At 69.8% G+C, this 24,004-nt stretch carries 22 protein-coding genes; 9 read left to right on the forward strand and 13 right to left on the reverse strand.

Annotated features, from left to right (window positions below; translation table 11 throughout):
• Window positions 1–276: 276 nt before the first annotated feature.
• On the forward strand, window positions 277–1,197 hold the full coding sequence (locus tag JHN45_RS35640; RefSeq protein ID WP_201053447.1) for a transglutaminase-like domain-containing protein: 921 nt from the start codon (window positions 277–279) through the stop codon (window positions 1,195–1,197).
• A 23-nt stretch (window positions 1,198–1,220) separates the two neighbouring features.
• On the opposite strand, the gene JHN45_RS35645 is transcribed toward JHN45_RS35640, so the two are convergent.
• Window positions 1,221–1,904, reverse strand: coding sequence for a TetR/AcrR family transcriptional regulator (locus tag JHN45_RS35645; protein WP_201053449.1), 684 nt, complete (start codon window positions 1,902–1,904; stop codon window positions 1,221–1,223).
• A gap of 160 nt (window positions 1,905–2,064) precedes the next feature.
• Here JHN45_RS35645 and JHN45_RS35650 point away from each other — a divergent pair, with 160 nt between their 5' ends.
• Window positions 2,065–2,763 (forward strand): MBL fold metallo-hydrolase, encoded by a 699-nt coding sequence (locus JHN45_RS35650; protein WP_201053457.1) that lies wholly within the window; start codon window positions 2,065–2,067, stop codon window positions 2,761–2,763.
• A gap of 31 nt (window positions 2,764–2,794) precedes the next feature.
• Here the strand turns inward: JHN45_RS35650 and JHN45_RS35655 are convergent, their stop codons facing one another.
• Window positions 2,795–4,054, reverse strand: coding sequence for a PucR family transcriptional regulator (locus JHN45_RS35655; protein ID WP_201053459.1), 1,260 nt, complete (start codon window positions 4,052–4,054; stop codon window positions 2,795–2,797).
• A gap of 100 nt (window positions 4,055–4,154) precedes the next feature.
• Here JHN45_RS35655 and JHN45_RS35660 point away from each other — a divergent pair, with 100 nt between their 5' ends.
• From JHN45_RS35660 to JHN45_RS35675, 4 genes are all read left to right on the forward strand, one after another.
• Window positions 4,155–4,613, forward strand: a complete 459-nt coding sequence (locus JHN45_RS35660; RefSeq protein WP_201053461.1) for a nucleoside deaminase — start codon at window positions 4,155–4,157, stop codon at window positions 4,611–4,613.
• The gene (locus JHN45_RS35665) at window positions 4,606–5,583 is read left to right on the forward strand and encodes an isopenicillin N synthase family oxygenase (RefSeq protein WP_200715138.1); all 978 of its coding nucleotides are present in this window, start codon (window positions 4,606–4,608) and stop codon (window positions 5,581–5,583) included. Before JHN45_RS35660 ends, JHN45_RS35665 begins: the two co-directional genes overlap by 8 nt.
• 128 nt (window positions 5,584–5,711) lie before the next feature.
• Window positions 5,712–7,853, forward strand: a complete 2,142-nt coding sequence (locus JHN45_RS35670; protein WP_201053464.1) for a hypothetical protein — start codon at window positions 5,712–5,714, stop codon at window positions 7,851–7,853.
• Window positions 7,850–9,391 carry a hypothetical protein gene (locus JHN45_RS35675; RefSeq protein ID WP_201053466.1) on the forward strand — a complete coding sequence of 514 codons (1,542 nt, stop codon included), beginning with the start codon at window positions 7,850–7,852 and terminating at the stop codon, window positions 9,389–9,391. The genes JHN45_RS35670 and JHN45_RS35675 overlap by 4 nt, the downstream gene beginning before the upstream one ends.
• 15 nt (window positions 9,392–9,406) lie before the next feature.
• Here the strand turns inward: JHN45_RS35675 and JHN45_RS35680 are convergent.
• From JHN45_RS35680 to hemL, 8 genes are all read right to left on the reverse strand, one after another.
• Window positions 9,407–10,287 (reverse strand): IS5 family transposase gene (locus JHN45_RS35680; protein WP_201053468.1). Its coding sequence is split into 2 segments (ribosomal slippage): window positions 9,407–9,927 and window positions 9,927–10,287, totalling 882 coding nucleotides; the frame shifts between segments, so codons are not numbered across the junction.
• A gap of 91 nt (window positions 10,288–10,378) precedes the next feature.
• Entirely contained in the window at window positions 10,379–11,461 is a 1,083-nt protein-coding gene (gene ccsB / locus JHN45_RS35685; RefSeq protein ID WP_200715141.1) for a c-type cytochrome biogenesis protein CcsB, read from the reverse strand.
• Window positions 11,458–13,194, reverse strand: a complete 1,737-nt coding sequence (locus tag JHN45_RS35690) for a cytochrome c biogenesis protein ResB (RefSeq protein ID WP_200715142.1) — start codon at window positions 13,192–13,194, stop codon at window positions 11,458–11,460. Before JHN45_RS35690 ends, ccsB begins: the two co-directional genes overlap by 4 nt.
• 3 nt (window positions 13,195–13,197) lie before the next feature.
• The gene (locus tag JHN45_RS35695; protein WP_200715154.1) at window positions 13,198–13,959 is read right to left on the reverse strand and encodes a cytochrome c biogenesis CcdA family protein; all 762 of its coding nucleotides are present in this window, start codon (window positions 13,957–13,959) and stop codon (window positions 13,198–13,200) included.
• A 9-nt stretch (window positions 13,960–13,968) separates the two neighbouring features.
• A complete protein-coding gene (locus tag JHN45_RS35700; RefSeq protein WP_200715143.1) occupies window positions 13,969–14,571 on the reverse strand; it encodes a TlpA disulfide reductase family protein in 603 nt (200 codons plus the stop codon).
• 113 nt (window positions 14,572–14,684) lie between these two features.
• Window positions 14,685–15,974, reverse strand: a complete 1,290-nt coding sequence (locus tag JHN45_RS35705) for a hypothetical protein (protein ID WP_201053469.1) — start codon at window positions 15,972–15,974, stop codon at window positions 14,685–14,687.
• A 183-nt stretch (window positions 15,975–16,157) separates the two neighbouring features.
• On the reverse strand, window positions 16,158–16,847 hold the full coding sequence (locus JHN45_RS35710; protein ID WP_200715145.1) for a histidine phosphatase family protein: 690 nt from the start codon (window positions 16,845–16,847) through the stop codon (window positions 16,158–16,160).
• Complete coding sequence (gene hemL / locus JHN45_RS35715; protein ID WP_200715146.1) at window positions 16,844–18,208, reverse strand: glutamate-1-semialdehyde 2,1-aminomutase; 1,365 nt, start codon at window positions 18,206–18,208, stop codon at window positions 16,844–16,846. The genes JHN45_RS35710 and hemL overlap by 4 nt, the downstream gene beginning before the upstream one ends.
• A 553-nt stretch (window positions 18,209–18,761) precedes the next feature.
• On the opposite strand from hemL, the gene JHN45_RS35720 reads away from it, so the two are divergent.
• Window positions 18,762–19,199 (forward strand): hypothetical protein, encoded by a 438-nt coding sequence (locus JHN45_RS35720; RefSeq protein WP_019061278.1) that lies wholly within the window; start codon window positions 18,762–18,764, stop codon window positions 19,197–19,199.
• A 144-nt stretch (window positions 19,200–19,343) separates the two neighbouring features.
• Here the strand turns inward: JHN45_RS35720 and JHN45_RS35725 are convergent, their stop codons facing one another.
• Window positions 19,344–19,892, reverse strand: coding sequence for a hypothetical protein (locus tag JHN45_RS35725; RefSeq protein WP_200715147.1), 549 nt, complete (start codon window positions 19,890–19,892; stop codon window positions 19,344–19,346).
• 2 nt (window positions 19,893–19,894) lie between these two features.
• The gene (locus tag JHN45_RS35730) at window positions 19,895–21,709 is read right to left on the reverse strand and encodes a DEAD/DEAH box helicase (RefSeq protein ID WP_200715148.1); all 1,815 of its coding nucleotides are present in this window, start codon (window positions 21,707–21,709) and stop codon (window positions 19,895–19,897) included.
• 302 nt (window positions 21,710–22,011) lie between these two features.
• Here JHN45_RS35730 and JHN45_RS35735 point away from each other — a divergent pair, with 302 nt between their 5' ends.
• The gene (locus JHN45_RS35735) at window positions 22,012–22,830 is read left to right on the forward strand and encodes an SAM-dependent methyltransferase (RefSeq protein WP_200715149.1); all 819 of its coding nucleotides are present in this window, start codon (window positions 22,012–22,014) and stop codon (window positions 22,828–22,830) included.
• Window positions 22,831–22,837: 7 nt separating this feature from the next.
• Here JHN45_RS35735 and JHN45_RS35740 read toward each other — a convergent pair whose 3' ends face one another.
• Window positions 22,838–23,554, reverse strand: a complete 717-nt coding sequence (locus tag JHN45_RS35740) for a GPP34 family phosphoprotein (protein ID WP_236584474.1) — start codon at window positions 23,552–23,554, stop codon at window positions 22,838–22,840.
• Window positions 23,555–23,743: 189 nt separating this feature from the next.
• Between JHN45_RS35740 and JHN45_RS35745 the strand changes: the two genes are divergently transcribed.
• Entirely contained in the window at window positions 23,744–23,914 is a 171-nt protein-coding gene (locus JHN45_RS35745; RefSeq protein ID WP_200715151.1) for a hypothetical protein, read from the forward strand.
• The last annotated feature ends 90 nt before the right edge of the window (window positions 23,915–24,004 follow it).

Here is a 24,004-nt window from a genome sequence, read left to right on the forward strand (position 1 = left end):
ATCCGCTCCGCCGGGTGCGGACGCAGCCGACGTAAGGGCTGGTATGCCTGGGACCCCCATTCCTCCCCGGCCGCTCGCTCGCTTCTCAACCGGGCTGGAGCGGACCTAGTCAAGGGTGGAGCGCAGCGGAATCGCCGTAGGCGACGCGACCGCAGGGAGCGCCCTTTACTCGGTCCGCGGAAGCCCGACACTGACAAGAAGCGAGTGGCCCGACGTTCACCCACCAACGCCCTACCCATGGACAATCCGGGGCGAATTTTGGCACGGTGCGATGTCATGCCCCTCGACTCCCGCACCTTCTACACCACCCAGAGCACATACTCCGACCCGGGCGCCCTGGCCGACCGCTACGCCGATCTCCCAAGCGACCCCGCCCAACTCGCCCGTATCACCCGCGACTTGATCGTCCACCGCCTGGAAGCCGGCTTCTACGACCACGTCCACCCCACCGACCGCCTGCACAACGACGCCGAGACCCGCTACATCGACGACATCCTCCGCATCCTCGTCGACCGGAACGACGCCCCGCTCACCCAACGACGCACACCGGACGACCGGTTCGTCGGAACCTGCCGGGACTTCTCGCTGCTGCACTGCTCGTTCCTGCGGCACCTGGGCATCCCGGCCCGTATCCGCTCGGGCTTCGCCGACTACTTCAGCGAGAACACCTCCGCCCGCTTCCACGGCGATCACGTCGTCACCGAGTACTGGCACGACGACCGCGGCTGGCTCCTCGCAGACTCCCAGCTCGCGGACCCCGTCATCGCGGACCACTGGAACATCGACTTCGACCCGATGGACGTACCCCGCGACAGATACCTCGTAGCAGGCGAGGCCTGGCAGGCCATCCGCACGGGCGGCGCCGACCCGACGACCTTCGGACTGCACCCGCCGGAGGACGGCCCGTTCTGGGGCGAACGGTTCGTCGCCGGCAACATCCGTCTCGACCTCGCCGCCCTCAACAAGGTCGAGACCCTGCTCTGGGACGTGTGGAGCGAGGACGAGGGCAAGCCCGGTGAGCCGTTGCCGGAGCCGTCACGCCTCTTCTACGACCGTGTCGCCCCGGTGGTCAGCGGCGAGGTCTCCTTCGACGCCGTAAGGAAACTGTTCGCCGAGGACGACATCCTGCGCACCCCACCCACGGTGATCAGCTACGCCCCTTTCAACGGCCCCAGCCAAGTCACCCTGCGCCGCTGAGAAACGTCGCGCCGAGCCAGCGGTCATCCAGGTGCGCGGCCGTGCGGGAACGCGAGCCGGCTGATGATCTCCTCCTCCAGTGGACCGGGTGACGGCCACGGGAATCGGGGAATGTGAGCGCGGAGCAGAATGAGGCCGTGCAGGGCCGCCCAGAGAGCGGTCGCCGTGGCGAGAGCATCCTCCGCACGGGACGTGCCGTCGTGCATCGCGTCGGCGACATCGCGCAGCAGTATCGAGAACGCCTCGGCGGGAGCGAGCTGACTCGCGACGGTCTCGCCGACAATGGGCGCGAGCTGGCGTACCGCCTGGTCGACGCGTTCTTCTGTGGTGCTGCTGCCTCTGGGCCGCGGCCGGGAGAAGAGAAGGGCGTAGAGCTCGGGCTGCTCGGCGCCGAAGACGAGATAGGCGTGGCAGTCGGCCAGAAGTCGTTCACGCGCGCCTTCCGCTCCCGCCCGGGCGGCCTCCAGCTGACGCACCAGCAGTGAGCGGGTTTCGGTGACCACGGCCTCCACGATCTGGTCGGGCGTGTCGAAGTGCGCGTAGATCGACGGTGGCGCGATGCCGACCTTGCGGGCGATCGCACGCAGGGTCACCGCGCTGTCCGATCCGGTCTCGATCAGCAGCTCGCGGGCTGCGGTGACGATCTCGTCGCGGAGTTGCCCTCCCTGGCCTCGAGGGTTGCGTCTGCGTGCTGCGGATGGAGCCATGGCGATGACTTTACAGGCGTAAGTTCTCATGCTCTACTTACGGCCGTAAGGTTACGCGGGTAGCGTGAGAAAGGGTGATCATGGACGGTTCCGTTCGTATACGCACAGCCGACGGCCGCACGACCGTCGGTGCCGGCGCCGAAGCATCTCGGTGCACCGCATGAGCGCCACGACCGTCACCCCCCTCTCCATGGGCAACAGCAACGCCTACCTCCTGCGGGGCGAGCAAGCGGTCCTCGTGGACACGGGCGGACCGGAGGACGGCGACCGTCTGCGCGACGCGCTGTCCGCGCAGGGCCTTCAGCCTCGCGACATCGCCCTGGTCCTCCTGACCCACGGCCACAACGACCACAGCGGCACGGCGGCGTCGTTCGCGGAGGCCGGCGTTCCGATCGCGGTCGGCCTGGGTGACGAACAACTCCTGCGGACCGGACGGTTCGACGTACTCCCGATCAGCCATCCGGCCGGTGCGCTGCTGAAGCCCATGGTCCTGCGTGCGAAGGCCCGGCCGGTCGAAGCCGACATCCTGGTGGAGGACAAGCTCGACCTGAGTCCCTACGGCGTCGACGCGCACGCCGAGCGGTTCGGCGGCCACACCCCCGGCTCGCTCGTCGTCCGCGTCGGTGACGACACGCTCGTCGGCGACCTGGTCCGCGGTGGCGTGCTGCGCCCCCGGAGCCCGAAGCGCCATTTCTTCACCGAGGACGCCGCCGGAGTGCGCAGGGCGCTCATGGCCGAACTCGACCGCCGACCGCAGCGCCTGCTCCCCGGCCATGGCGGGCCCCTCGACGCGGACGAGACCCGACGACGCCTCGACAAGGTCGCGCCGGTGCCCGGTCGGCCCACAACATCCGGGTGAGGCAGGCGGTTCTGCGTAAAGACACCGGCTTCTAAGCCACGGTCCGCAGCCCCCGTACCTGAGCCGCCCCCATCCCCCGCACCACCCGATGCGCGCACACCGCCGCCAGCAACTCCCCCAGCAGGTCCGGGTCGTCGATCTCCAGGCCGAGCAACGACTCGATGCGTTCCAGGCGTTGGTAGAGCGACTGACGGCCGATGTGCAGCAGGGCCGCCGTCCGGGTGGGTGAGCAGCCGTGTCGTAGATGGACCTCCAACGTGCGCACCAGGTCGCTGGGATGGGCCGCCTCCCACGCCAGCAGCGGGCCCAGCGCATGCTGCACCAGCCGGGCCAGGCGGTCGCGGTTCGCGTCGACGCCGCCGCGCGTCAGCTCCCGTTCCAGCGCCAGCGCCCGCGCCGATGTCACCAACGGGCCTCCCGGTACGGCGGGTTCGGCGGCCGGGACGGTCAGCGCGAGTTCCAGCGTCGTACGGGCCGCCCGCAGGGTGTCGCTCCAGCGCAGCCAGCCGCTGCCCGCGTCGACCACATGCCCGACCGCGACGGTCAGCCCGGGCTCGGCCGCCGTACGGAAGGCCTCCTGTACGGCGCGAACGGGGTCACCCGCGACAGCGCCCGGAAGCGCGAGCAGCGCCAGTACGTCGCCGGGAAACGCAGCCCGCAGCACGCTCGCCCCGCCCAGCAGCCGTACCGCCCGGTCGACGGAGGAGACCTCGCGTGTGCCGTGCACCGAGACGCCGATCAGGCGGGCGCCGGGGCCGGGGTGGAAGCCGGCGAGTGCCGACCGTGCCTCGACCTCGGGCTGGTTCAGCGCGGCCCGGTCCGCGAGGTCGGCCAGGAGCGCGGCGGTGTGGTCGTCGCCCCAGGGTCGTACGACGGAGCGGCCGGACAGGCCCCGGGCCACGATCGCCCGGTTGGCTGCCTCGGTGATCCGCACGAAGGGCACGACCCGGTGGAGGGCCAGCAACGGAAGCCCCAGGCGGCGGGCCTCGTCCGTCACCTCCGGCGGCATCGTGGGCAGCGAGCGGCCGATCTCCACCGCCAGGCCGGACGCGCCCCGGGCCGCCAGCTCGCGGACGTAGCGGCGGCGGATCTCGGCGGCGGTGTCGGTGAGGCCGAAGCCGTTGGTGAGGAGGAGTTCGCCGCCGTCGAGGAAGTTCGCGCCCTCGTAGACCTCGCTGGAGTGGACCCAGCGCACGGGGCGGTCGAGGGCGGCCTCTCCGGCCAGGAGTTCGGGTTCGGAGGCGCGGACCGGGTCGAGGGCCAGGACCTCGCGGAGGGTGAGTGCGGGCACGGGAACCTCCAGAGGCGCGGACAGTTCGTCCGGGTACGGGTTGCGGGGAGAGTACTTTCCGCACGTTGCCCTCGTGTTTCGGCCACTGGAGAGTGAGCACATGAAGCCTTTGGATCAGGCACGGGCGAGCGCCTGGCTCGCCACCGCCGTCGAGGAGGCCCGCGCCGGACTCGGCGAGGGCGGCATCCCGATCGGTGCCGCGCTCTACGGCGCCGACGGCACCCTGCTGGGGCGCGGCCACAACCGGCGCGTCCAGGACGACGACCCCTCGATGCACGCGGAGACGGCCGCCTTCCGGGCGGCGGGGCGGCAGCGGTCGTACCGAGGGACGACCATGGTCACCACCCTCTCGCCGTGCTGGTACTGCAGCGGGCTGGTGCGGCAGTTCGGTATCTCGCGGGTCGTGGTCGGCGAGGCCGCCACCTTCCACGGCGGGCACGACTGGCTCGCCGAGCACGGTGTGGAGATCGTTCTCCTCGACGACGCCGAGTGCACTCAGCTGATGCGCGACTTCATCAAGAACAACCCGGCACTCTGGAACGAGGACATCGGTGACTGAGCCCCAGACCCCACCCCGCATTCCGACGATCGATCTCCGTCCCTGGGTCGACGGGGACGACGAGACCCGTAAGGGCATCGCCCGTACCGTCGACAGCGCCCTGCAGACGGCCGGGTTCCTGCTCGTCACCGGGCACGGGGTCGACCCGGAGCTCCGGTCCCGGATCCGGGAGGCCGCGCGTGCCTTCTTCGCGCTGCCGGTCGACGTCAAGGAGCCGTACTCCGCGAAGGTCGGCGGGCGCGGGTGGCTCGGGCCGGGGGCCGAGGCCAACGGGTACTCGGAGGGGACCGAGACACCGCCCGATCTGAAGGAGTCGCTGACCTTCGCGACGCACCGGCCGTTCGAGGACCCGGTGATCAACGCGGAGTGGTACGCGCCGAACGTGTGGCCGACGGAGATCCCGGGGCTCCAGGAGCTGTGCGAGGAGTACCTCGACCGGATGGGCGAGCTGGAGAAGCAGCTGCTGTCGCTGCTCGGGGTGGCGCTCGGGCTCGAACCCGACTTCTTCTCCCGGCACATGGACCATCCGACCTACGGGTTCAACATCAACTGGTACCCGGGCATGGAGGTCGTCGGGGAGCCGGAGCCGGGGCAGTTCCGGATCGGGCCGCACACCGACTTCGGGACGGTGACCATCCTCGACCGGCAGGCCGGGAAGGGGGGCTTGCAGGTCTTCACCGACGAGGGGGGATGGGAGGACGCGCCGTTCGACGCGGAGGCGTTCACCATCAACATCGGTGATCTGATGGCCCGTTGGACCGGTGACCGGTGGCGTTCGGGACGGCACCGGGTGCTGCCGCCGCCCGCCGACGCGCCCGCCGAGGAGCTGATGTCGCTGGTCTACTTCGGCGAGTGCACTCCGGGCACGCTCGTGGAGTCGGTGCCCGCGCCGGTCGGGCGGGTGGCGTACGAGGCCGTCGACTCGCATGTCTATCTGCGGGAGAAACTGGACTCGATCACCGTCGAATAGGCCCGCGTTCAGACATTTTCGTAACTCAACGGACACCACACGACCTAGTCCGAACCAACTCCCCCTATTTACCCTGGTGTTGATAGACAGGTTCCGGTGTGCAGGGCGACCGCTCAGGGGGAGATGCGGTGGGTAGAGGGCTGCACGGCCGCGGGGCGCTGTTCGAGGCACAGCCGCCCGGTCTCGCCTCGCGCCTGACCGGGCTGCGCCCCTACCAGCTGCTCACCACGCCGTACGAACACCCGGAACCACCCTTCGTGGTGCTCGCGGGCGCGCGCGGCCTCGGCAAGAGCACGGTGCTGGCCGAGCTGCGGACCGCGTACCGCGGGCACACGCCGGTCGCGCTGATCGACTGCGAGGCCGACCGGCTGACCAGGCTGCCGGACGGGCGACCCGCCGCGACCTGGTCCCCGGTGTGGCAGGCGCTGACCACGGTCGCGGAGCAGCTGCGGGAGCCGGTGGTGCACGGCGCCGGCGCCATCGACTTCCCGCGTCTGGAGGCCGGGCTGCTCGCGGTGTGCGCCACCGGCTGGGACGCCCGGGACGAGGACAGTGCCCGTGAGGAGGCCCGGCGGATCCTGCTGCTGAGCGATCCGGCCCGGCGCTGGTCGGTGATCGCGCAGGGCTGGGCGACGAAGGTCGCCTCCCGGCTGATCGCCAATGTGTCCGGTACCGGTCCGGTCGGCCAGGCCTTCATCGAGGCGACCCTCGACACCCTCTTCGACCTGGTGTGGACGCCGAACGGGCTGCTGAAGGCGGGCGCCGACTGGTACCGCGACTATCCGGGCGCGAGCGGCGACCCCAAGCGCGGGCTGATCGAGATCGCCCGGGACTTCCGCGCCGACGGCACCTCCCGCACGGACGCCGAACGCTGGCTGCTGCGCGCGCTGCTCGCCGATCTGGGCGACACCTACCGGCGGCGGTGGGAGCGGATGCGCCGGGTCGGGCGGCCGGTCGTGCTCGTCGACAATGTGCAGTCGGGGCCGGGGCCGGGGCTGATGAAGGCCGTATTGAAGGAACGTTCGGACGGTGTCGGCGACCAGGTGGCCTTCTTCGCCGCGCTGCGCGGGGACCGGCATCCCGATCTGCCGGACGCGGTGCGTCATCCGCTGCCGGAGGTGGGGCGGGCGAGCGGCTGGGTGCCGGGGGCTTCGCCGTCCTCGCGGGCGCTGCTGGTGACGCTGCCGCCGCTGACTCCGGAGGAGACCCGGCGGGTCATCGCGGACGTGTGCGCGACCGAGCCGATCCGGGTCGAGGTGCCGCCCCAACTGCCGTACGCCATCCACCGGTTGACGGCCGGCAGTCCGCTGGGGGCGGCGCTGCTCGGGGAGGCGGTACGGCAGACCCGGCCGGTGGGGGCCGTGAGTCCCGGGGAGTTGCTGACCGCGGGGCTGAAGCCGGAGGGCGACGCGGCGAGTGATCCGCGGCCCGTGTACCGGGAGTTGCTGGACCGGCTGGTGGCGCCCGGGATCGCGGAGGAGCTGGCCGTACTCGCGACCGCGCACGACGGGGACTCCGCGCGGGCGCTGGCGCAGGGGCGGCGGCTGCGGGACAGTTTCGGCGCGTCCGGGGTCAACCGGCTGCGCACACAGCTCACTTCGGAGGGTCTGCCGCCGGCTGCGGGCTATTTCGTGGGCGATCCGTTCCTGCGCACCCTGCTCCTGCTGCGGCTGCATCTGGACGACGCGGACCACGGGCGCTGGCGGGCCGTGCACCGTTCGCTGCTCTCGCACTACGAGGGGCTGCCGGGCAGTCCGGACGCCCCGTCCCGCGCCCGCTACCGACTGCACCACGAACTCGCCCTCGGCGACACGGTGGACGCGGTGGAGTATCTGCGGGACAACTTCCGCCTCATCCCCCCGCGCGCCTGGCTGGAGACGCTGCTCTTCGTGACCGCCGCGCCCTACTACCACGCGCACGATCCGCACGGCCGGGACATCGGCGCGGCCGGCGACCACCGCAAGGCCGTCGCGCTCGCGCGTACGGACGCCGAGGAGCGGCCGCCGGAGGGTGTGGACCCGGTCCTGCATCTGACGGTACGGCGGCTGCTGCACGCGGTGTGGCAGGTGACGGATCCGCTGGTGCTGCCGGACGGGGAGGTCGCGGACCGGATGCACTTCGATCTGGAGCAGCTGTCGACGGTCTGGCCGGCGGGCAGTGAGCTGCTGTACCGGGCCGCGCAGCGGTGGCCGGAGGACGCGCTGGCGGGGCGTGCGCTGCGGGTGCCCGCGGGGGCGGACGGCGACGACGGAAGCGGGGGGCTGCGGTGAGGCGACGGCTGCGCGAGCTGTTCGAGGAGATCCGGACCATCCCGGTCTACCGGTACACGGCCCTGGTGGTGGCGGCCGTCCTGGTCGCGGGCCTGGTGGTGCTGGTCCGTACGGCGCTGCAGGAGGACCGCTCCTGTGCGGCCGGGGTGGCCCGTCCCGAGGGCAGCGACGAGTGCGTGGGGGTGTCGACGTCGGCGTTCGACTTCGGCCAGCGCCGGCTCGCCGACACGATCAGGGCGGTGGCCCGCGAGAACAGCCGCCTGAAAACGGGGACCTATGTCTCGGTCGCGCTCTACGAGCCGTACACCGCGACCGACACCGACACGTTGAACGACGTGCTGCACGAGTTGCAGGGCGCCTATCTCGCGCAGTACGCGGCCAACCACGACGACAACGGCGAGACCCCGTACATCCGGCTGGTGCTCGCCAACCCCGGTGCCACGGGCACCCATTGGGAGCAGGCGGTCGATCGCATCGTGTCGATGACGACGTCGTCGGACCGGCTGCGGGCGGTCACCGGGATAGGGACGAGCACCGACAACAACAAGAAGGCCGTGGCGGAGCTGACCCGGCTCGGCGTCCCGGTGGTCGGCTCCTCCATCACCGCCGACGACCTCGCCAACGGGCAGCAGGGCAAGGACCCTTACCCCGGTCTCGCCCGGGTCTCCCCCACCAACACCGACGAGGCCCGCGCGCTGGCCTCGTTCGCCAAGGTGACGGCGGACCGGGCGCTGCTGGTCTACGACAAGCCGGGCGACCCGTACACGAAGACGCTTCAGCAGGCCTTCACCACGCTGCTGAAGGGATCGCCGTACGGTTCCTGGCCGTTCACCCCGCCCGCGGACCGCAGCCAGGAGGGCAGTACGCCCAACACGTTCCGGCAGATCACCGATCTCGTCTGCGACACGGACGCCAAGCTGGACACGGTGTTCTTCGCCGGGCGCCACACCCAACTGCGCCAGTTCATCAACGCGTTGGGCCGCCGCGGCTGCCAGTCACGGAAGTTCACGGTGCTCACCGGCGACGAGGGCTCCTACCTGACCGGCGACAGCCAACTCGACGCCAGTGCCCTCCAGCACGGGGTCTCCGTCCGCTACACCGCGCTGGCCCACCCGGACGCCTGGCTCAAGAACGCCCCGGCGACCGGCGGTTCGGCCCAGGACTCGCAGGAACTCGACAAGCTACTCGCCGCCTCGAAGACCGCACCGGTCGGCCCGATCGGCACGGTCGCCCTCGCCGACGGGCAGTCGATCATCGCCTACGACGCGATGCAACTCGCCGTCCACGGCGTCCGCGAGGCCACCCCGGCCCAGCGGAAGATCCCGCCGCTGTCCGACGTCGGCCTCCAATGGCCGCAGGTCAAGGGCTCGTTGCGGGTGAGCGGGGCGAGCGGCTGGATCTGCCTGGACGTCCACGGCAACCCGTACGACAAGGCCGTACCGATCGTGGAACTCACCCCGAAGGGCGCCGCCCGCTTCGTGAAACTCGCCTGGCCGGAGGGCAGGCCCCCGTCGAAGGAGTGCCTGCCCCCGGCCTAGGACCTGTCCGGCGGATCATGGTCGGAGCCAGAGTCTGATGGCGGCGGTGGTGACGGTGCCGTGGAAGATGTAGGCCCTCTTGTCGTAACGGGTGGCGACGGCCCGGGAGTGCTTGAGCCGGTTGATGGTCCGTTCGACCTCGTTGCGGCGTTTGTAGATCTCGCTGTCGAAGCCGGCGGGCCTGCCGCCCTTGCTGCCGCGCCGTTGGCGGTGGGCCCGTTGGTCCTTCGGTTCCGGGATCGTGTGCTTGATCCGGCGTCTTCGCAGGTAGCGACGGTTTCTGCGGGAGCTGTATGCCTTGTCTGCGCTGAGATGATCCGGCCGGGTGCGCGGGCGTCCGCCCTGGGGGCGGGGAACGCTGATGCGGTCGAGGACCTCGATCATCTGCGGGGCATCACCGGACTGGCCCGGTGTGAGCAGGACGGCCAGGGGGCGGCATCCGCCTTCTCCGGCCAGGTGGATTTTGCAGGTCAGGCCGCCCCGGGACCGTCCAAGTCCCTCGTCGGGGCGGTGGTTTCGGGGCGTCGACCTTTTTTCGGGACGCGCGGCCTGGTCTTGCGGGCACCGGCCGCGTGCTGATGGGCCCGGCAGGACGTTGAGTCCACACCGACCATGCTCCAGTCGATCCGGCCGGCCAGGTCGGCATCCGCCTGGACGGCCGCGAGGATCCGGTCCCACGTGCCGTCCGCCGACCACCGCCGGTGGCGTTCATAGACGGTCTTCCAGCTGCCGAAACGCTCGGGCAGGTCGCGCCACGGTATGCCGGTGCGGACCCGGAACAGGATCCCGTTGACCACCGAACGGTGGTCGTTCCACCGACCGCCACGCAGCCCTGGCGGAGGCAGATGCGGCTCCAGCCGCACCCACTCCGCGTTCGTCAGATCACCCCGCCCCACACCGAGGACAACGAGCCAGCGACCCGACAGTCACATGATCCGCCGGACAGGACCTAGGCGCCGTAAGGGACTTCAGACGTCGTAGGGGACGTCAGACGCCGGCGTAGGAGTGCTTGCCGCCGACGAAGATGTTGACGCCGTAGTAGTTGAAGATCCAGCAGCCGAAGGCGATCAGGGCCAGGTAGGCGGCCTTGCGGCCCTTCCAGCCGGCCGTGGCGCGGGCGTGCAGGTAGCAGGCGTAGGCGACCCAGGTGATGAACGCCCAGGTCTCCTTCGGGTCCCAGCCCCAGTAGCGGCCCCACGCGGACTCGGCCCAGATCGAGCCCGCGATGATCGTGAACGTCCACAGCGGGAAGACGGCCGCGTTGACGCGGTAGGAGAACTTGTCGAGGTTCGCCGAGGCGGGCAGCCGCTCCATCACGGAGGTGGCGAAGGCGCCGGGCTTGCCGCCGCCGGCGAGCTTGCTCTCGTACGAGTCCTTGAAGAGGTAGAGGAGCGTGCCCACCGCGCCCACGTAGAAGACCGCGCCGCAGATGATCGCGGTGGAGACGTGGATGTACAGCCAGTACGAGTGGAGGGCGGGAACCAACTGGTCGCTGGCGGTGTACAAGACAGTGACGGCGATACCGAGATCGAGGAGGACCGTCGTGACCAGGAACAGGCCGAGCCAGCGCACGTTCTTCTTGAGCAGCAGCAGCGTCAGGTACACGCCGACGGCGACCGTGGAGAAGGTGATGTTGAACTCGTACATGTTGCCCCAGGGCGCCCGCTCCACCGAGGCCGCGCGGGCGAGAACCCCGGACAGCTCGACGAGGAACGCGAGCACCGTGAGGGACACGGCGATACGGCCGTAGAGGTCGCCCTGTTCGTCCCCGCCGTGCGCGCCGGGACCGTCCGGTACGTCGCGGGAGCCGGACGCGGCCCGGACGACGACCTTCGGCCGCTCCAGGACGGTGGTGCCACCGGCGTTCTTGACGGTGACGGCGGGCGCGTCCGCCTTCTTCGCGGCGGCACCGGTCAGCGCGGCGGCCGTACGGCCGATCTTGCTGCGGCTGCCGAAGGTCCACTCGGCGATGTACGCCAGGAAGGCCAGGGTGTAGACGGCCATCGAGGAGTAGATCAGCGTGTTGCTGATGTTGGCCAGGTGCTCGTTGGTGGCGGCGGCGATGTTCACTGCTGCTCAGCCCCTTCGGGGGGTACGGAGGGTTCGTCGTCGGTCTTCGTCGGGGCCCGGTCGTGCACGAGTGCCGCCAGGTCGCCGAGTTCCTCGGGGAGTTTCGCGGACTCGCTGCGGCCGAGCCCGGCCATCTCGACGACGGTGCTGCCGTCGTCGCCGGTGGTGGCGCGCACCCAGACGCGGCGGCGCTGGATGAACAGGGAGCCGGCCAGACCGAAGATCGCGGTGAGCGCGCCGGCCAGCGCCCAGTCGGTGCCGGGCTGCTGGACGACCTGGAAGCCCGCCCATTCCTTGATCTGCTTGTCGAAGGTGATCGACCCGGCGCCGTTCGGCAGGGTCATCGTCTCGCCGGGCAGCAGCTGCTGCTTGAGGATGTTGCCCTTGGAGTCCTTGAACTGCTTCAGGTTCTTGGTCTCCAGCTGGTACACGTTCTGCGGGATGCCCGCGTTGACGCCCAGGTCGCCGTGGTAGCCGGTGACGTTGAGCACCGGGTAGTCGAGCCCGGGGAACTGGGAGAACATCGTGCCGCTGCTCTTGGCGTACGTCGGCACGAACACGGCGGCGAAGCCGAGCTGTTCGGCGACGCCCTGGGCGTTCTTGTAGCCGTCGAGGACCTTGATGGCGCCCTGCGAGGTGACGTTGGAGTCGAGCGGCAGCATCGGCACGGCCTGGTGGAAGACCACGTTGCCCTTGCCGTCCCGGACGGTGACGACGGGGGCGTAGCCGTGGCTGACCAGGTAGACCTTCGAGTCGCCGATCTCCAGCGGCTCGTTGACCTTGATGGTGTGCTTCTTGGACTTGCCGTAGGCGCCGACGCTGTAGGTGATGTCGGCCTGGAAGGTGCGCGGGGTGCCGCGGTTGGGGCCGGTGCGCTCGTAGGTGCCGACGAAGTTCTTCAGGTTGAAGCTGAAGGGGACCAGGTCGTCGTCGCTGAAGAGGTTGCCGGACTTGAAGTCGTCGTACTGGGTGAGGGTGTTGGAGAAGCCGTCGCCCTCGACGACCAGCTTGTCGCCCTCGGACTTGAAGAGCTGGCCCCACGCGAAGGCGATCAGCATCACGATCAGCGCGAGGTGGAAGAGCAGGTTGCCGGTCTCCCGCAGATAGCCCTTCTCGGCGGCCACGGCGTCCCCGGCGACGTGGGCACGGAAACGGCGCTTCCTCAAGGCCGCGAGGGCGACCTCGCGGACCTGCTCCGGTTCGGCGGCGGTGCGCCAAGTCGCGTAGGCGGGAAGGCGGTTGAGGCGTTTGGGGGCGCCCGGCGGACGGCCGCGGAGCTGGCCGACGAACTGCCAGGTGCGCGGGATGATGCAGCCGATGAGGGAGACGAACAGCAGGATGTAGATCGCGCCGAACCAGGCCGAGCCGTAGACGTGGAAGAGGCCGAGCTTCTGGTAGATCGGCCCGAGCGTCTTGTGCGCGGCCTGGAACTCCGACACCTTCAGCGCGTCCGTGCCGGACTGCGGGATCAGCGAGCCGGGGACCGCGCCGAGCGACAGCAGGAACAGCAGCATCAGCGCGACCCGCATCGAGGTCAGCTGCCGCCAGAACCAGCGCGCCCAGCCGAGCACCTCACGGCCGGTCCAGGCGAGCCAGCCGGTCAGGCCGGGCTTCCGGTTGCCGCCGAAGGAGCCGGGCATGGCGGTCTCGACGGGGGCGGTGGAGAGCTGGGAGCCGGCGGCGCCGAGATCCTGCTCCTCGGCGGCGGACGAGTCGGTGGTCGTCTTGCTCATCGATCAGATCCCTACAGTGAAGCCGTCGGACCAGCTCTGCATGTCCTGCACCAGCGCGTCCCAGGCACCGGTGAGCAGCAGCACGCCGGTCACGATCATCATGGTGCCGCCGATGCGCATCACCCAGACGTAGTGGCGCTTGACCCAGCCGAAGGCGCCGAGGGCCTTGCGGAACGCGACCGCGGTGAGGACGAAGGGGACACCCAGGCCGAGACAGTACGCGACGGTCAGTATGGCGCCGCGACCGGCACTCGACTGCTGCGAGGAGAGCGCGATGACGGAGGCGAGCGTGGGCCCGATGCAGGGCGTCCAGCCGATCCCGAACAGCGCGCCGAGGACGGGCGCCCCGATCAGTCCGGCGGCCGGCCGCTTGTGGAAGCGGAACTCGCGCTGGGTGAGCCAGGGCATCATCCCCATGAAGAACACGCCCATGAGGATCATGAGCACGCCCAGCACCTTGGTCAGGACGTCCTTGTTCTCCTGGAGCGTGTACCCGAAGTAGCCGAACAGGGCCCCGCCGGAGACGAACACGGCGGTGAAACCGAGCACGAAGAGGGAAGCACCCAGCACCATCCGGCCCCGGCGGGCATCGCCCAGGTCGGTGCCGGTGACTCCCGTGACGTAGGAGAGGTAGCCGGGGACCAGCGGCAGGACGCACGGGGAGAAGAAGGAGACGAGCCCGCCGAGCACGGCGATGGGCAGCGCCAGCAGCAGAGCCCCGTCGCGGACCGTGGTGTTGGGTTCGGTGATGGCGGCGGCGAGCAGCACGTCAGCTCACTTCTCCGCGATGACCGGGTCGAGCATCTCGCGCAGCTTCTCCTCGCTCAGTGCCTGGAGTGCGCGCGCCGCGATCTTCCCGTCCCGGTCGATGACGATCGTGGAGGGGATGGCCTGCGGGTTGAGGGTGCCCTTCTTGAACCGGAGCATCAGCTTGCCCGTCGGGTCGTACAGGCTGGGGTAGGGGACGGCGTACTTCTTCTCGAAGGCTACGGCCGGTTCGGTGCTGGTGTCGCGGGTGTTGAGGCCGACGAACTGGACGTCCTTGTCCGCGGTGGCCTTGGCGACCTGGACCAGGTTGTCCGCCTCCGCGCGGCACGGGGAGCACCAGGAGCCCCACACGTTGACGACGAGGACCTTGCCCTTGTAGTCGGCGGTGTCGAGCGTCTTGCCGTCGATGGTCTTGCCGGACAGGTCGGGGGCGGCCTGGCGGTCGCCCTTCTTGACGGTCGCGATGCCGTCGGAGCCGGTGATGAAGTTGGTGTTGCCGGAGCCTCCGGAGGTACCCCCGGAACTGCAGGCGGAAAGCACCAACGCGGCGACGGCAACGCCGGCGGTCGACAGGACGGCGCGGCTACGGGCGCGACTGGCGGCACTCATGTGAAAAGTTTCGCATGCCCGTTCTGGGGATCTTGCGCGCCCCCCTCAAGGGCGCCCCGCGGGTGGAAAACCGCATTTCAGACGACGTATCAGACGAAGTGTCGGGCGACGCTTCAGGCAGCGTCTCCGGTGGCCGTGGAGGAGGAGGTCGGGCTCGCGGCCAGGTAGGACTTCCAGCCGCCGGCCGGTGCCTGGCCGACATCGAGGCCGCGCAGCTTGGCGAGCACCTCGGGCTTCTGCACGTCGATCCAGTCGGTGAACTGCTTGAAGGAGACCATGCGGACGTCGGCGCCCTTCTCCTTCTCCGCGGCTATGTGCTTGAAGGCCTGCTCGACGGCGTCCATGTAGATGCCGCCGTTCCAGTGCTCGAAGTGGTTGCCGATGAAGAAGGGTGCGCGGTTGGTCTCGTACGCCCGCTGGAAGCCGGAGATGTAGGCCTGCGCGGCCTGGGTACGCCAGCCCGGGTAGTTGTAGGCGGGCGCCTTGGTGGTGTTGACCGACTGGTTGGCCAGCATGTTGTAGTCCATCGAGAGGACTTCGAAGCTGTGCCCGGGGAACGGGACGGCCTGGAGGGGGTAGTCCCACACGCCGTTCTTCTTGTCGGGCCAGACCTGCCGGCCGCCGGGCGAGGAGGCGTCGTAGCGCCAGCCGAGCGAACGGGCGGTGGGCAGCAGCTGGTTCTGGCCCAGGAGACAGGGCGTACGGCCGCCGACGAGTTCCTTGTCGTAGTCGAAGGGCAGCGACGGCAGGTCGTGCCAGCCGGTGTTGGTGCGCCACTCCTTGACGAAGGACTTGGCCTGGTCGATCTCGCTGCGCCACTGCTGGGGCGTCCAGTTGGCGACGGTGCCGTAGCCGGAGCAGAAGTGGCCGTTGAAGTGGGTGCCTATCTCGTGGCCTTCCAGCCACGCGCGCCGGACGTTGGTCAGGGTCGCCTTGACGTGTTCGTCGGTGAGGTAGCCGATGTCGGAGGCGCCGCGCGGGTTGTTCGGCGGGTTGTACAGGCGCTTCTTCGACTCGGGCAGCAGATAGAGGCCGGAGAGGAAGAAGGTCATGCTCGCGCCGTGCTGCTTGGCGAGGTCGAGGAAGCGGGGGAAGAGGCCGTTGCCGACCTCGCCGGCGCCGTCCCAGGAGAAGATCACGAACTGCGGCGGGGTCTGTCCGGCCTCCAGCGGCACGGGCTTGTGGGGCTGCTTGGGCTGGGCGCCGGTGAAGGACGTCGAGCCGTCACCGATGGGCTTGGTGCGGGGCTCCATGGACTTGCTGGGCTTGCTGGAGTGGCCCTTCCCGCCCTTCCCGGAGTCGCCGAAGGGGTCCGACCCCTGCGTGCCGCACCCCGCGAGCCCTACAGCTGCCGCGGCGCCGGCACCGGCCCCGAGCACTCCCCGTCGCGTGAGACTCCGCATTGCTTCCCCATCCGTCGCATCCTCTGTGGTCTACCTGTGAGAGGACGCGACGGACGGGAAAGTTCGCCAGGAACCATCTGGGTTCCGAAACAAATGTCACAGGCCTGTCTCGACAACCGGCCCTGACGGGTGACCGAATCGTGATATCCGCGATATCGGGGGCATCCGCGGTATCCGCGATTCTCAGGCGCCGAACGCCTTGTCCTTCCCCTTCACCGGCTTCGCGCCCGCGAGGAGATGCGCCGGGACGAGATCACGGGCCGGCTCGGTGTAGCCGACGGACACGATCTTGTCGCCGCGGTAGGTGAAGGTCGTCAGGGACGCGAGCGTGCACTGCCGCTTGCGCGGGTCGTGCCACAGCCGCCGCCGCTCGACGTAGGACCGCACGATCCAGATCGGCAGCTGATGGCTGACCAGCACGGCCTCGTGCCCGCGCGCCGCGTCCTTGGCGGCGTCCAGCGCCCCCATCATCCGCACCACCTGGTCGACGTAGGGCTCGCCCCACGACGGCTTGAAGGGATTGACGAGGTACTTCCAGTTGTCGGGCTTCTTCAGCGCGCCGTCGCCGACGCCGAAGGTCTTGCCCTGGAAGACGTTGTCGGCCTCGATGAGCCGCCCGTCGGTGGCGAGGTCGAGCCCGTGCGCCTTGGCGATCGGTGTGGCGGTCTCCTGCGCCCGCTCCAGCGGGGAGGCGACGACATGCGTGACATCGCGGGAGGAGAGGTGCTCGGCGACCCGGTCGGCCATCTGCCGGCCGAGCTCGGAGAGGTGGTAGCCGGGCAGCCGCCCGTACAACACCCCGTCCGGGTTGGCGACTTCACCGTGCCGCATCACGTGCACGACGGTGATGTCACTGGTGGCGCTGCTGCTCATCGGGTGGCCTCCGCCGCCGCTCTGGCCGCCGCCGGGAGGGCGTCGGCGATCCGCTGGATGGCCCGTTCGTCGTGGGCCGTGGAAACGAACCAGGACTCGAAGGACGAGGGGGGCAGATAGACACCCTGCGCCAGCATCGAGTGGAAGAAGGCGGTGAAGCGGTACGACTCCTGCGCCTTGGCATCCTCGTAGTTGCGCACGCTCCGGTCGGTGAAGAACACGGAGAACATGTTGGAGGCGTTCTGCAGCCGGTGCGCGACACCCTCCTTGGAGAGCGCCTCGGTGACCAGCGCCTGGATCTGCGCCGATACGGCGTCCACCGTCTCGTAGGCCGCGTCGTCGAGAAGCCGCAGCTGCGCGAGACCGGCGGCGGTGGCGACGGGGTTCCCGGAGAGGGTGCCGGCCTGGTAGACGGGCCCGGCGGGAGCGAGGTGCCCCATGATGTCGGCCCGCCCGCCGAACGCGGCGGCGGGGAAGCCGCCGCCCATCACCTTCCCGAACGTCATGAGGTCGGGGACGACCCCGTCGATCCCGAACCATCCGGCCCTGCTGGTCCGGAACCCGGTCATGACCTCGTCGGAGATGAAGAGGGCGCCGTTCTTCGAGCAGGCGTCCTTGAGCCCCTGGTTGAACCCGGGGGCGGGCGGCACGACGCCCATGTTGCCGGGCGAGGCCTCCGTGATCACGCACGCGATCTCACCGGGATGCCGGTGGAAGGCCTCGTTCACGGCTTCGAGATCGTTGTACGGCAGGACGATGGTGTCTCCGGCCTGGGCGCCGGTGACACCGGGGGTGTCGGGCAGCGCGAAGGTGGCGACGCCACTGCCCGCGGCGGCGAGGAGCGCGTCGACGTGACCGTGGTAACACCCGGCGAACTTGATGACCTTGGGCCGCCCGGTGAACCCGCGGGCGAGCCGGATCGCGGACATGGTCGCCTCGGTCCCGCTGCTGACGAGCCGCACCTGCTGCACGGGCCCGACCCGGGCGACGATCTCCTCGGCGAGCGCGACCTCGCCCTCGCCGGGGGTCCCGAAGGAGGTCCCGCGCGAGACGGCGTCCTGTACGGCGGCGATCACGTCGGGCTGGGAGTGCCCGAGGATCATCGGCCCCCAGGAACAGACGAGGTCGACGTACTCGCGCCCGTCCGCGTCCGTCAGATAGGGGCCGTTGCCGGACACCATGAACCGGGGCGTGCCGCCGACGGCGCGGAAGGCGCGCACCGGGGAGTTCACGCCGCCCGGTGTGACGACCGACGCACGGTCGAAAAGAGCCTGCGAGACGGGTGCTTCGTAGGAATAGGGCAGTGTGCTGGGCAGTACACCTGCCGGTTCGCTTGGCGTTTCGCTGGGCGTTTGGCTCATGACCTGCGACTTCTCCGACTTCTCGGACTCCGGGACCTCAGTTACCTCCTCAGGGTAGGCGGCGGGAGCGCGGGCACGGGCCCCCACCCATCTGCGAGACTGGGAGGTGATACACACAGATACACACAGCTCATGCGGGCGCCGGTGTACAGGGCTTGCGCAGATCCTGCGGACAGGTGTTTCAGCGCACGTTTCGGCGGGCGGCCGTGGGGGAGGTCACTGACACGATGATCGGGTTGCGCGGCTGGGGCCACGCGTCCCAGAAAAGCAGTCGGGTGGAGATATGCATCGCGGTGGCGGACTGGGCGAGGGGACTGACGATCTGGGTCCTCGGCGTGCCCGGCGGGGGAAGCACCGGCGCGACGCGGAGGAGGCCGAGGCACGGCAGGGCGGGTCCGGGCCGGGATCGGGATCGGGAACCGGCCTGGGTTCGGGTCCGGGAGCGAGTTCGGGTCCGGGATCAAGTTCGGGTTCGGGTGAGTCGGATCGGGATGAGCGACGTATCGAACGTCGGATCGATCAGTTGCGGGCGGGGAGCAGGAATGGTGGTCGGGTGGGGGTGACCTACAAATACTTCGGCGCGCCCGACGGCGCGACCGCGGCCCGCGTCCCGATCTCGATGCGCCCCGAGGAACTCGGCGGCGACGAGCTCGGGATGAACGGCATGTTCACCAAGATCAAGCCGGAGACGATGGCCGCGATGGTCCTCACCGGCATCGAGGGCGTCCCCCTGAACAAGGTGCCCCCGCTGGAACTGGTGGTCCTGCACCCCGACTACGCGGTCGTCAAACTCCCGATGACGGTCGTCGACCCCCTTCGGGGAATCGGCGAGGAGGCGGTCGGAGCGGCGGCGTTCATCTGGTCGACGGTGCCGGACCGGGGCGGCCCGCGGGACGCCTTCAATGTGTACCAACTGCTGCACGAGTGGCAGGACTTCAGCCATCGGTTGCATGAGGCGGGGCATCAGCCGTACTGCTTGGTGTGGCCGTGAGTTGAGGGTTTGCGGGTGTGGGTGGGCGGGGTTCTCGGACCCCGCCTTTTTCATGGTCTTGGAGGGCGGTCTGTTAGCCGCGCGCATGTGCGGTCCTCTTACCCGTCACCCAGCCGCGTCGAAAGTCGCCGAATATCGGAAGCATCAGAAGTAGTCGTCCGTCTTGAGGGCGTTGAGAGCGATCCACCGCTGCGGTGCCGTGGCGGTGGATACGCCGGCGTCCCGCGACGAGACGCGGAAGTAGTCCTGGGCGTCGAGGGCGACCCGCGGATCGTCGTCGACGCGGCGGGCCATCTCGTAGTAGGTGGCCAGCACGTGGACGCAGCGGGGCGTGTCGGCCGGGCAGGTGCAGTCGGTGCCGGCGATGTGCGGTGCGGGCCGGTGTCCGTCGTCGGCCAGCGCGCGGTACAGCTCGTCGGTGAGGACGGGGCGGGCGCCGGACAGCCGGCGGGAGATGCCGGCCGTCGTCTCGCGGGGCATCGCCGCGAGTTCGATGTTCACGGCGTAGGCGGTGCGGCCGTGGTGGACGACGGCCCGTACGGTCCGGCCGTCGAGCGTGATCTCGACCTTGCCGCCGCGGGCCAGTCCCCGCGCACGCGGGAGCTGCGGATCGGGGCGGGTCTGGCGCAGTGGTTCGGCGAGGCGGACCCAGTCCTTGCCCCATGCCGTGTAGCCGAAGTCGCTGTCGGGCATGGTCAGTTGTCCCGCTTCCGGCGCAGGATCTCTATGAGACGGTCGTCGTCCAGGAGTGCCAGTTGCGCGACACCGGACATGTCGGTGGTGTCGGCCGTACCGGTTACGCCGGTCAGTGTGGATTTACGTGCGTGCATGGCCGCGATGTGCTCCTCGACCGTCGTCCCGGTGGTCAGTGTGGTGATCGTGACGGTGCGGGTCTGGCCGATCCGGTGGACCCGGTCGGAGGCCTGTGCCTCGACGGCCGGGTTCCACCAGCGGTCGAAGTGGATGACGTCGGCCGCGCGGGTGAGCGTGAGTCCGGTGCCGCCGGCTTTCAGGCTGAGCACCATCACCTGCGGGCCGTCGGGGGACTGGAAGCGGCGGACGAGGTCGGAGCGCTGGTCCTGTCGCAAGCCGCCGTGGAAGAACGGCACTTCGATCCCGAACTGTTCCGCGCAGTGCCGTACCAGCAGTTCACCGGTCCGCACGTACTGCGTGAAGATCAGGGTGGGCGAGCCGGTTTCGAGGTTGTTGGCCACGATGTCGGTGCAGAGGTCGAGCTTCCCCGACCTGCCCGCCAGCTCGTCCCGGCCTTCCAGACCGTCCAGGCCGTCCACGCCGTCCACGCCGTCGGTGAGCAAGGCCGGATGGTTGCAGACCTGTTTGAGCGCGGTCAGGGCCGCCAGCACTTTGGTCCGGCGCCCCGCCCCGCTGCCGAAGCCGTCGTCGACGACCTGGTCCAGGACGCGGTCGTACGACTGCTGCTGTTCCTCGGTGAGGTCGCAGATCAGGTCGGCGTGGATCTTGGCCGGGAGCGAGCCGGCGACCTGGGCCTTCTTCCGCGCCAGTACGACCGGTTCGATCACCCCGCGCAGTCGGGCCGCGGCGGCGACGGAGCCTTCCGCGATCGGCCGGACGAAACGGCGGCGGAATTGCGTCCTGTTCCCGAACTGGTGCGGTGCGACCAGGTTGAGCAGTGCCCAGAGTTCTTCGAGATGGTTTTCCACGGGCGTTCCGGTCAGGGCGATCCGGGTGTCGGTGGCGATGGTCCGCGCGGCTTTCGACACCTGGGTGCGGGGGTTCTTCAGAACCTGTGCCTCGTCGAATACGACGGTGATCCACCGCTGTTCCGTCAGGGCGGGGCCGTGGAGGCGCAGGGTCGGGTAGCCGGTGAGGACGACCGTGCCGGCAGCCACCGTCTCCAGGGGGCCGCCGCGCCAGGTCGTCGTCCGCAGCGCGGGGGCGAACCGCTCGATCTCGTGGGCCCAGTTCCCCACCAACGACGTTGGGCACACCACCAGTTGGGGTCCTTCCGCGGCCCGTCCGGTGAGGTAGCCGATGGCCTGCAACGTCTTGCCGAGCCCCATCTCGTCGGCGAGCACCGCGCCGCCGTGCGCGTCGGCGGTCTCCCGCAGCCAGCTCACCCCGCGCACCTGGTACGGCCGCAGCGCGGCGGTGAGTGCGGCGCGCAGTTCGGTGGCGACGGCGCGGGTGTGGCGGAAGACGGCCACGGCGTGCTCCGCGGACGTCACGGCGACACCGGTCGCGTCGGGGACGGCGTGCGCCGCGATCGGCAGGGGCGCGTCGCCGCCCGCGAGCAGTTGCCGCCAGGCAGCCACCGAACGGCCGGGCGCGTCGAGGGGTGCGTCGGCGAGCCGGTCCGGTTCGATGAGCGCGCAGTCGACGTCGGTGACCTCGAACCCGTCGAGGCCCGGGGTCGGGACGACCAGGGCGACGGCCTCGACGGCATCGGCGGGCGGGGCGGCGATCGCACCCCGTTCCGACCAGTTCCACAGGGCGAACATGTGCCGGTCGGGCAGATAAGTGGCCTGCACGAAGAAACAACCTCGGGTGCGCTCGATAAAGAACTGACGCCTGGAAGGTAGGGAACGAACAGCCCCCTGTCAATTCCCCTTCCCCATGAACCAGCGCATTCCCAGAAGGAGTTACAAGGGACACACCATCCACTCCGCTGTCAACCAATTCAAGAGAAATGACGGCCGATTCCAGAAATCCATCGAGGACATATCGAAATCGATTTTGTCAATTCCCGATCCGGTGGAGTCGTCCCCCGGACGACAGCGGGCATGCCAGGATGATGATCTGACAGCCACTCACCAAGACGGAGCCTGGCCTCATGACCTCTCCCAGCGGGGACGGCAGTGGCGCCCAGCCACTGATCATCGACACCAGCAAGCCCCACCCGGCGCGGATGTACGACTACTTCCTCGGGGGGAAGGACAACTACCCGGTCGACCGGGACGCCGCCGAGCAGTTCATCAAGGCCGCGCCCGAGGTGCGGGAGGGCGTCCGGGCCAACCGGCGCTTCATGCACCGGGCCGTCCGGCATGTGGTGGAAGAGGGCGGGGTGCGGCAGATCCTCGACATCGGGACCGGGCTGCCGACCGAACCCAACGTGCACCAGATCGCGCACGCCGTCGCCCCGGACACCCGGATCGTCTACGTCGACAACGACCCGATCGTCAGCACCCACTCGATGGCCCTCATGGAGGGCACCGACACCTCCGTCATCCTGGCCGACCTGCGCGATCCCCGCGCGATCCTCGACCACCCCGAGGTCCGCAAGGCGATCGACTTCGACCGGCCGGTGGCCGTACTGCTGGTGGCCGTCGTGCACTTCCTCGCGGACGACGGGGACCCGTACGGCATCGTCGCCACCCTGCGCGACGCGCTGCCGGCCGGTTCCTATCTCGTCCTCTCCCACGCCACGGGTGACGTCCACGAGGACCAGCGCGAGGAGGCGGCGTCCGTCTACAACCGGGCCACCGCCACCCTGAACCTCCGCACCCACGCCCAAGTCCTGGACTTCTTCGGCGACTTCACCCTCGTGGACCCGGGCCTGGTCCGCGTCACCCACTGGCGCCCCGAGCAGACTCCGAACCCGGACGCGCCGCCCATCGGCATCTACGGCGGGGTGGCCCGCAAGGACAGTTAAAGGACGGTCAGTCGCCGACCGTGATCGTCCGGCCCTCCCGGGCCGGCAGTGAGAAGCCCAGCACGGTGCTCGTGTCGCGCAGGGTTTCCGGGAGGGCTCCGGCTGCGCCGATGCCCCGGGCGCGTTCGAGGCGCTGGGGGCGGGTCATGGTGAGGCCGAAGTCCTTCGTCAGGCCGGCGCCGTCCAGCAAGTCGCAGAGGAACAGCATGTGTTCGTCCAGCGGCACCTGTTCGGCGCGGACGGCACGGACGCCGTCGATCAGGGCGGTACGGAGGGCGGCGTCCGGGTGGTGGCGCGTTCTGGTGAGGAGGGTGCCGGGTCTCTGGCGCAGCACGCCTCGCTCGACGAGTGCGCTCGTGTGCAGCGCGAGTGCTTCCCGGCCGCGTTCCCTGAGCCAACGGGTCACCGTGAGGGGGCGGGGGTCGAGGGCGGTGCTGCGGGTCCACAGGGCGGCCAGCAGGCCATCCGCCCAAGTCAGGCTTGTGTGGGGCGTGCTGGGAAACAGCTCTATCTCGCCGCGGAGCCGGTAGATGTCGACGCCTAGCTTCCTGGTCCTCCTGGGCCTCACCAACAGCCTTCTCCGCAGGGCCAGTTCACCGAGTTCCGCCGCCGCGCAACCGGCCGCGGTCTGACGGGAGTTGGGCACCCTGCCGTTCTCCCCGTACGACAGCAGGGCGAACTCCTCGGGCAGGGACAGTCGTTGGAGCGGCGCGAGTCCGAACATGCGGTGCATTCTGCACGGCGGGGCGTTCGTGCGTGGTCCTTCTCCTCGTCCACGGGCGCGATGGTGGAGCCACCTACACCCCCGACCCGGCAGCCCACCCCCTCGTGGCGGCAGCCCCCCGGCGGGATCGTAGATCTCAGAAGGTCAGAGCCAAGGCCGAGGTCAACGGCCCACCGGAAGGAACCCGTCATGCCGCACACCGCCACCACCTCCCTCACGAAGAGCCCCCGCACCGCCCAGCCGTCGGCGGCCGCTCCCCGGCGGACCCCTCGCTCCACGCCCCGCGTGATGCCCCTGTGGCAGGCGATGGCCCACCTGTTCGCCCCGGTCGAGGGCGCCGAGAGCGCCGTGCGGTCCTGAACCCCGCCTCCCCCGCGAGTGGAGCCCCCGGAGTCACCCCCAGTGCACCCGGCGTTCACGTCCCCCGCGAAACATGCAGCTCATGAGACG

The organism is Streptomyces sp. MBT53, assembly GCF_016654115.1.
In the GTDB taxonomy this organism is placed as follows: Bacteria; Actinomycetota; Actinomycetes; order Streptomycetales; family Streptomycetaceae; genus Streptomyces.

Excerpts from the sequence above, each read along its gene's own strand:
- JHN45_RS35660 (WP_201053461.1), top strand. The coding sequence starts at position 4,155 with ATGAAGCCTTTGGATCAGGCACGGGCGAGCGCCTGGCTCGCCACCGCC.
- JHN45_RS35690 (WP_200715142.1), bottom strand. The coding sequence starts at position 13,194 with ATGAGCAAGACGACCACCGACTCGTCCGCCGCCGAGGAGCAGGATCTC.
- JHN45_RS35745 (WP_200715151.1), top strand. The coding sequence starts at position 23,744 with ATGCCGCACACCGCCACCACCTCCCTCACGAAGAGCCCCCGCACCGCC.
- JHN45_RS35710 (WP_200715145.1), bottom strand. The coding sequence starts at position 16,847 with ATGAGCAGCAGCGCCACCAGTGACATCACCGTCGTGCACGTGATGCGG.
- JHN45_RS35650 (WP_201053457.1), top strand. The coding sequence starts at position 2,065 with ATGAGCGCCACGACCGTCACCCCCCTCTCCATGGGCAACAGCAACGCC.
- JHN45_RS35705 (WP_201053469.1), bottom strand. The coding sequence starts at position 15,974 with ATGCGGAGTCTCACGCGACGGGGAGTGCTCGGGGCCGGTGCCGGCGCC.
- JHN45_RS35640 (WP_201053447.1), top strand. The coding sequence starts at position 277 with ATGCCCCTCGACTCCCGCACCTTCTACACCACCCAGAGCACATACTCC.
- hemL (WP_200715146.1), bottom strand. The coding sequence starts at position 18,208 with ATGAGCCAAACGCCCAGCGAAACGCCAAGCGAACCGGCAGGTGTACTG.
- JHN45_RS35645 (WP_201053449.1), bottom strand. The coding sequence starts at position 1,904 with ATGGCTCCATCCGCAGCACGCAGACGCAACCCTCGAGGCCAGGGAGGG.
- JHN45_RS35740 (WP_236584474.1), bottom strand. The coding sequence starts at position 23,554 with ATGTTCGGACTCGCGCCGCTCCAACGACTGTCCCTGCCCGAGGAGTTC.
- JHN45_RS35735 (WP_200715149.1), top strand. The coding sequence starts at position 22,012 with ATGACCTCTCCCAGCGGGGACGGCAGTGGCGCCCAGCCACTGATCATC.
- JHN45_RS35700 (WP_200715143.1), bottom strand. The coding sequence starts at position 14,571 with ATGAGTGCCGCCAGTCGCGCCCGTAGCCGCGCCGTCCTGTCGACCGCC.
- JHN45_RS35725 (WP_200715147.1), bottom strand. The coding sequence starts at position 19,892 with ATGCCCGACAGCGACTTCGGCTACACGGCATGGGGCAAGGACTGGGTC.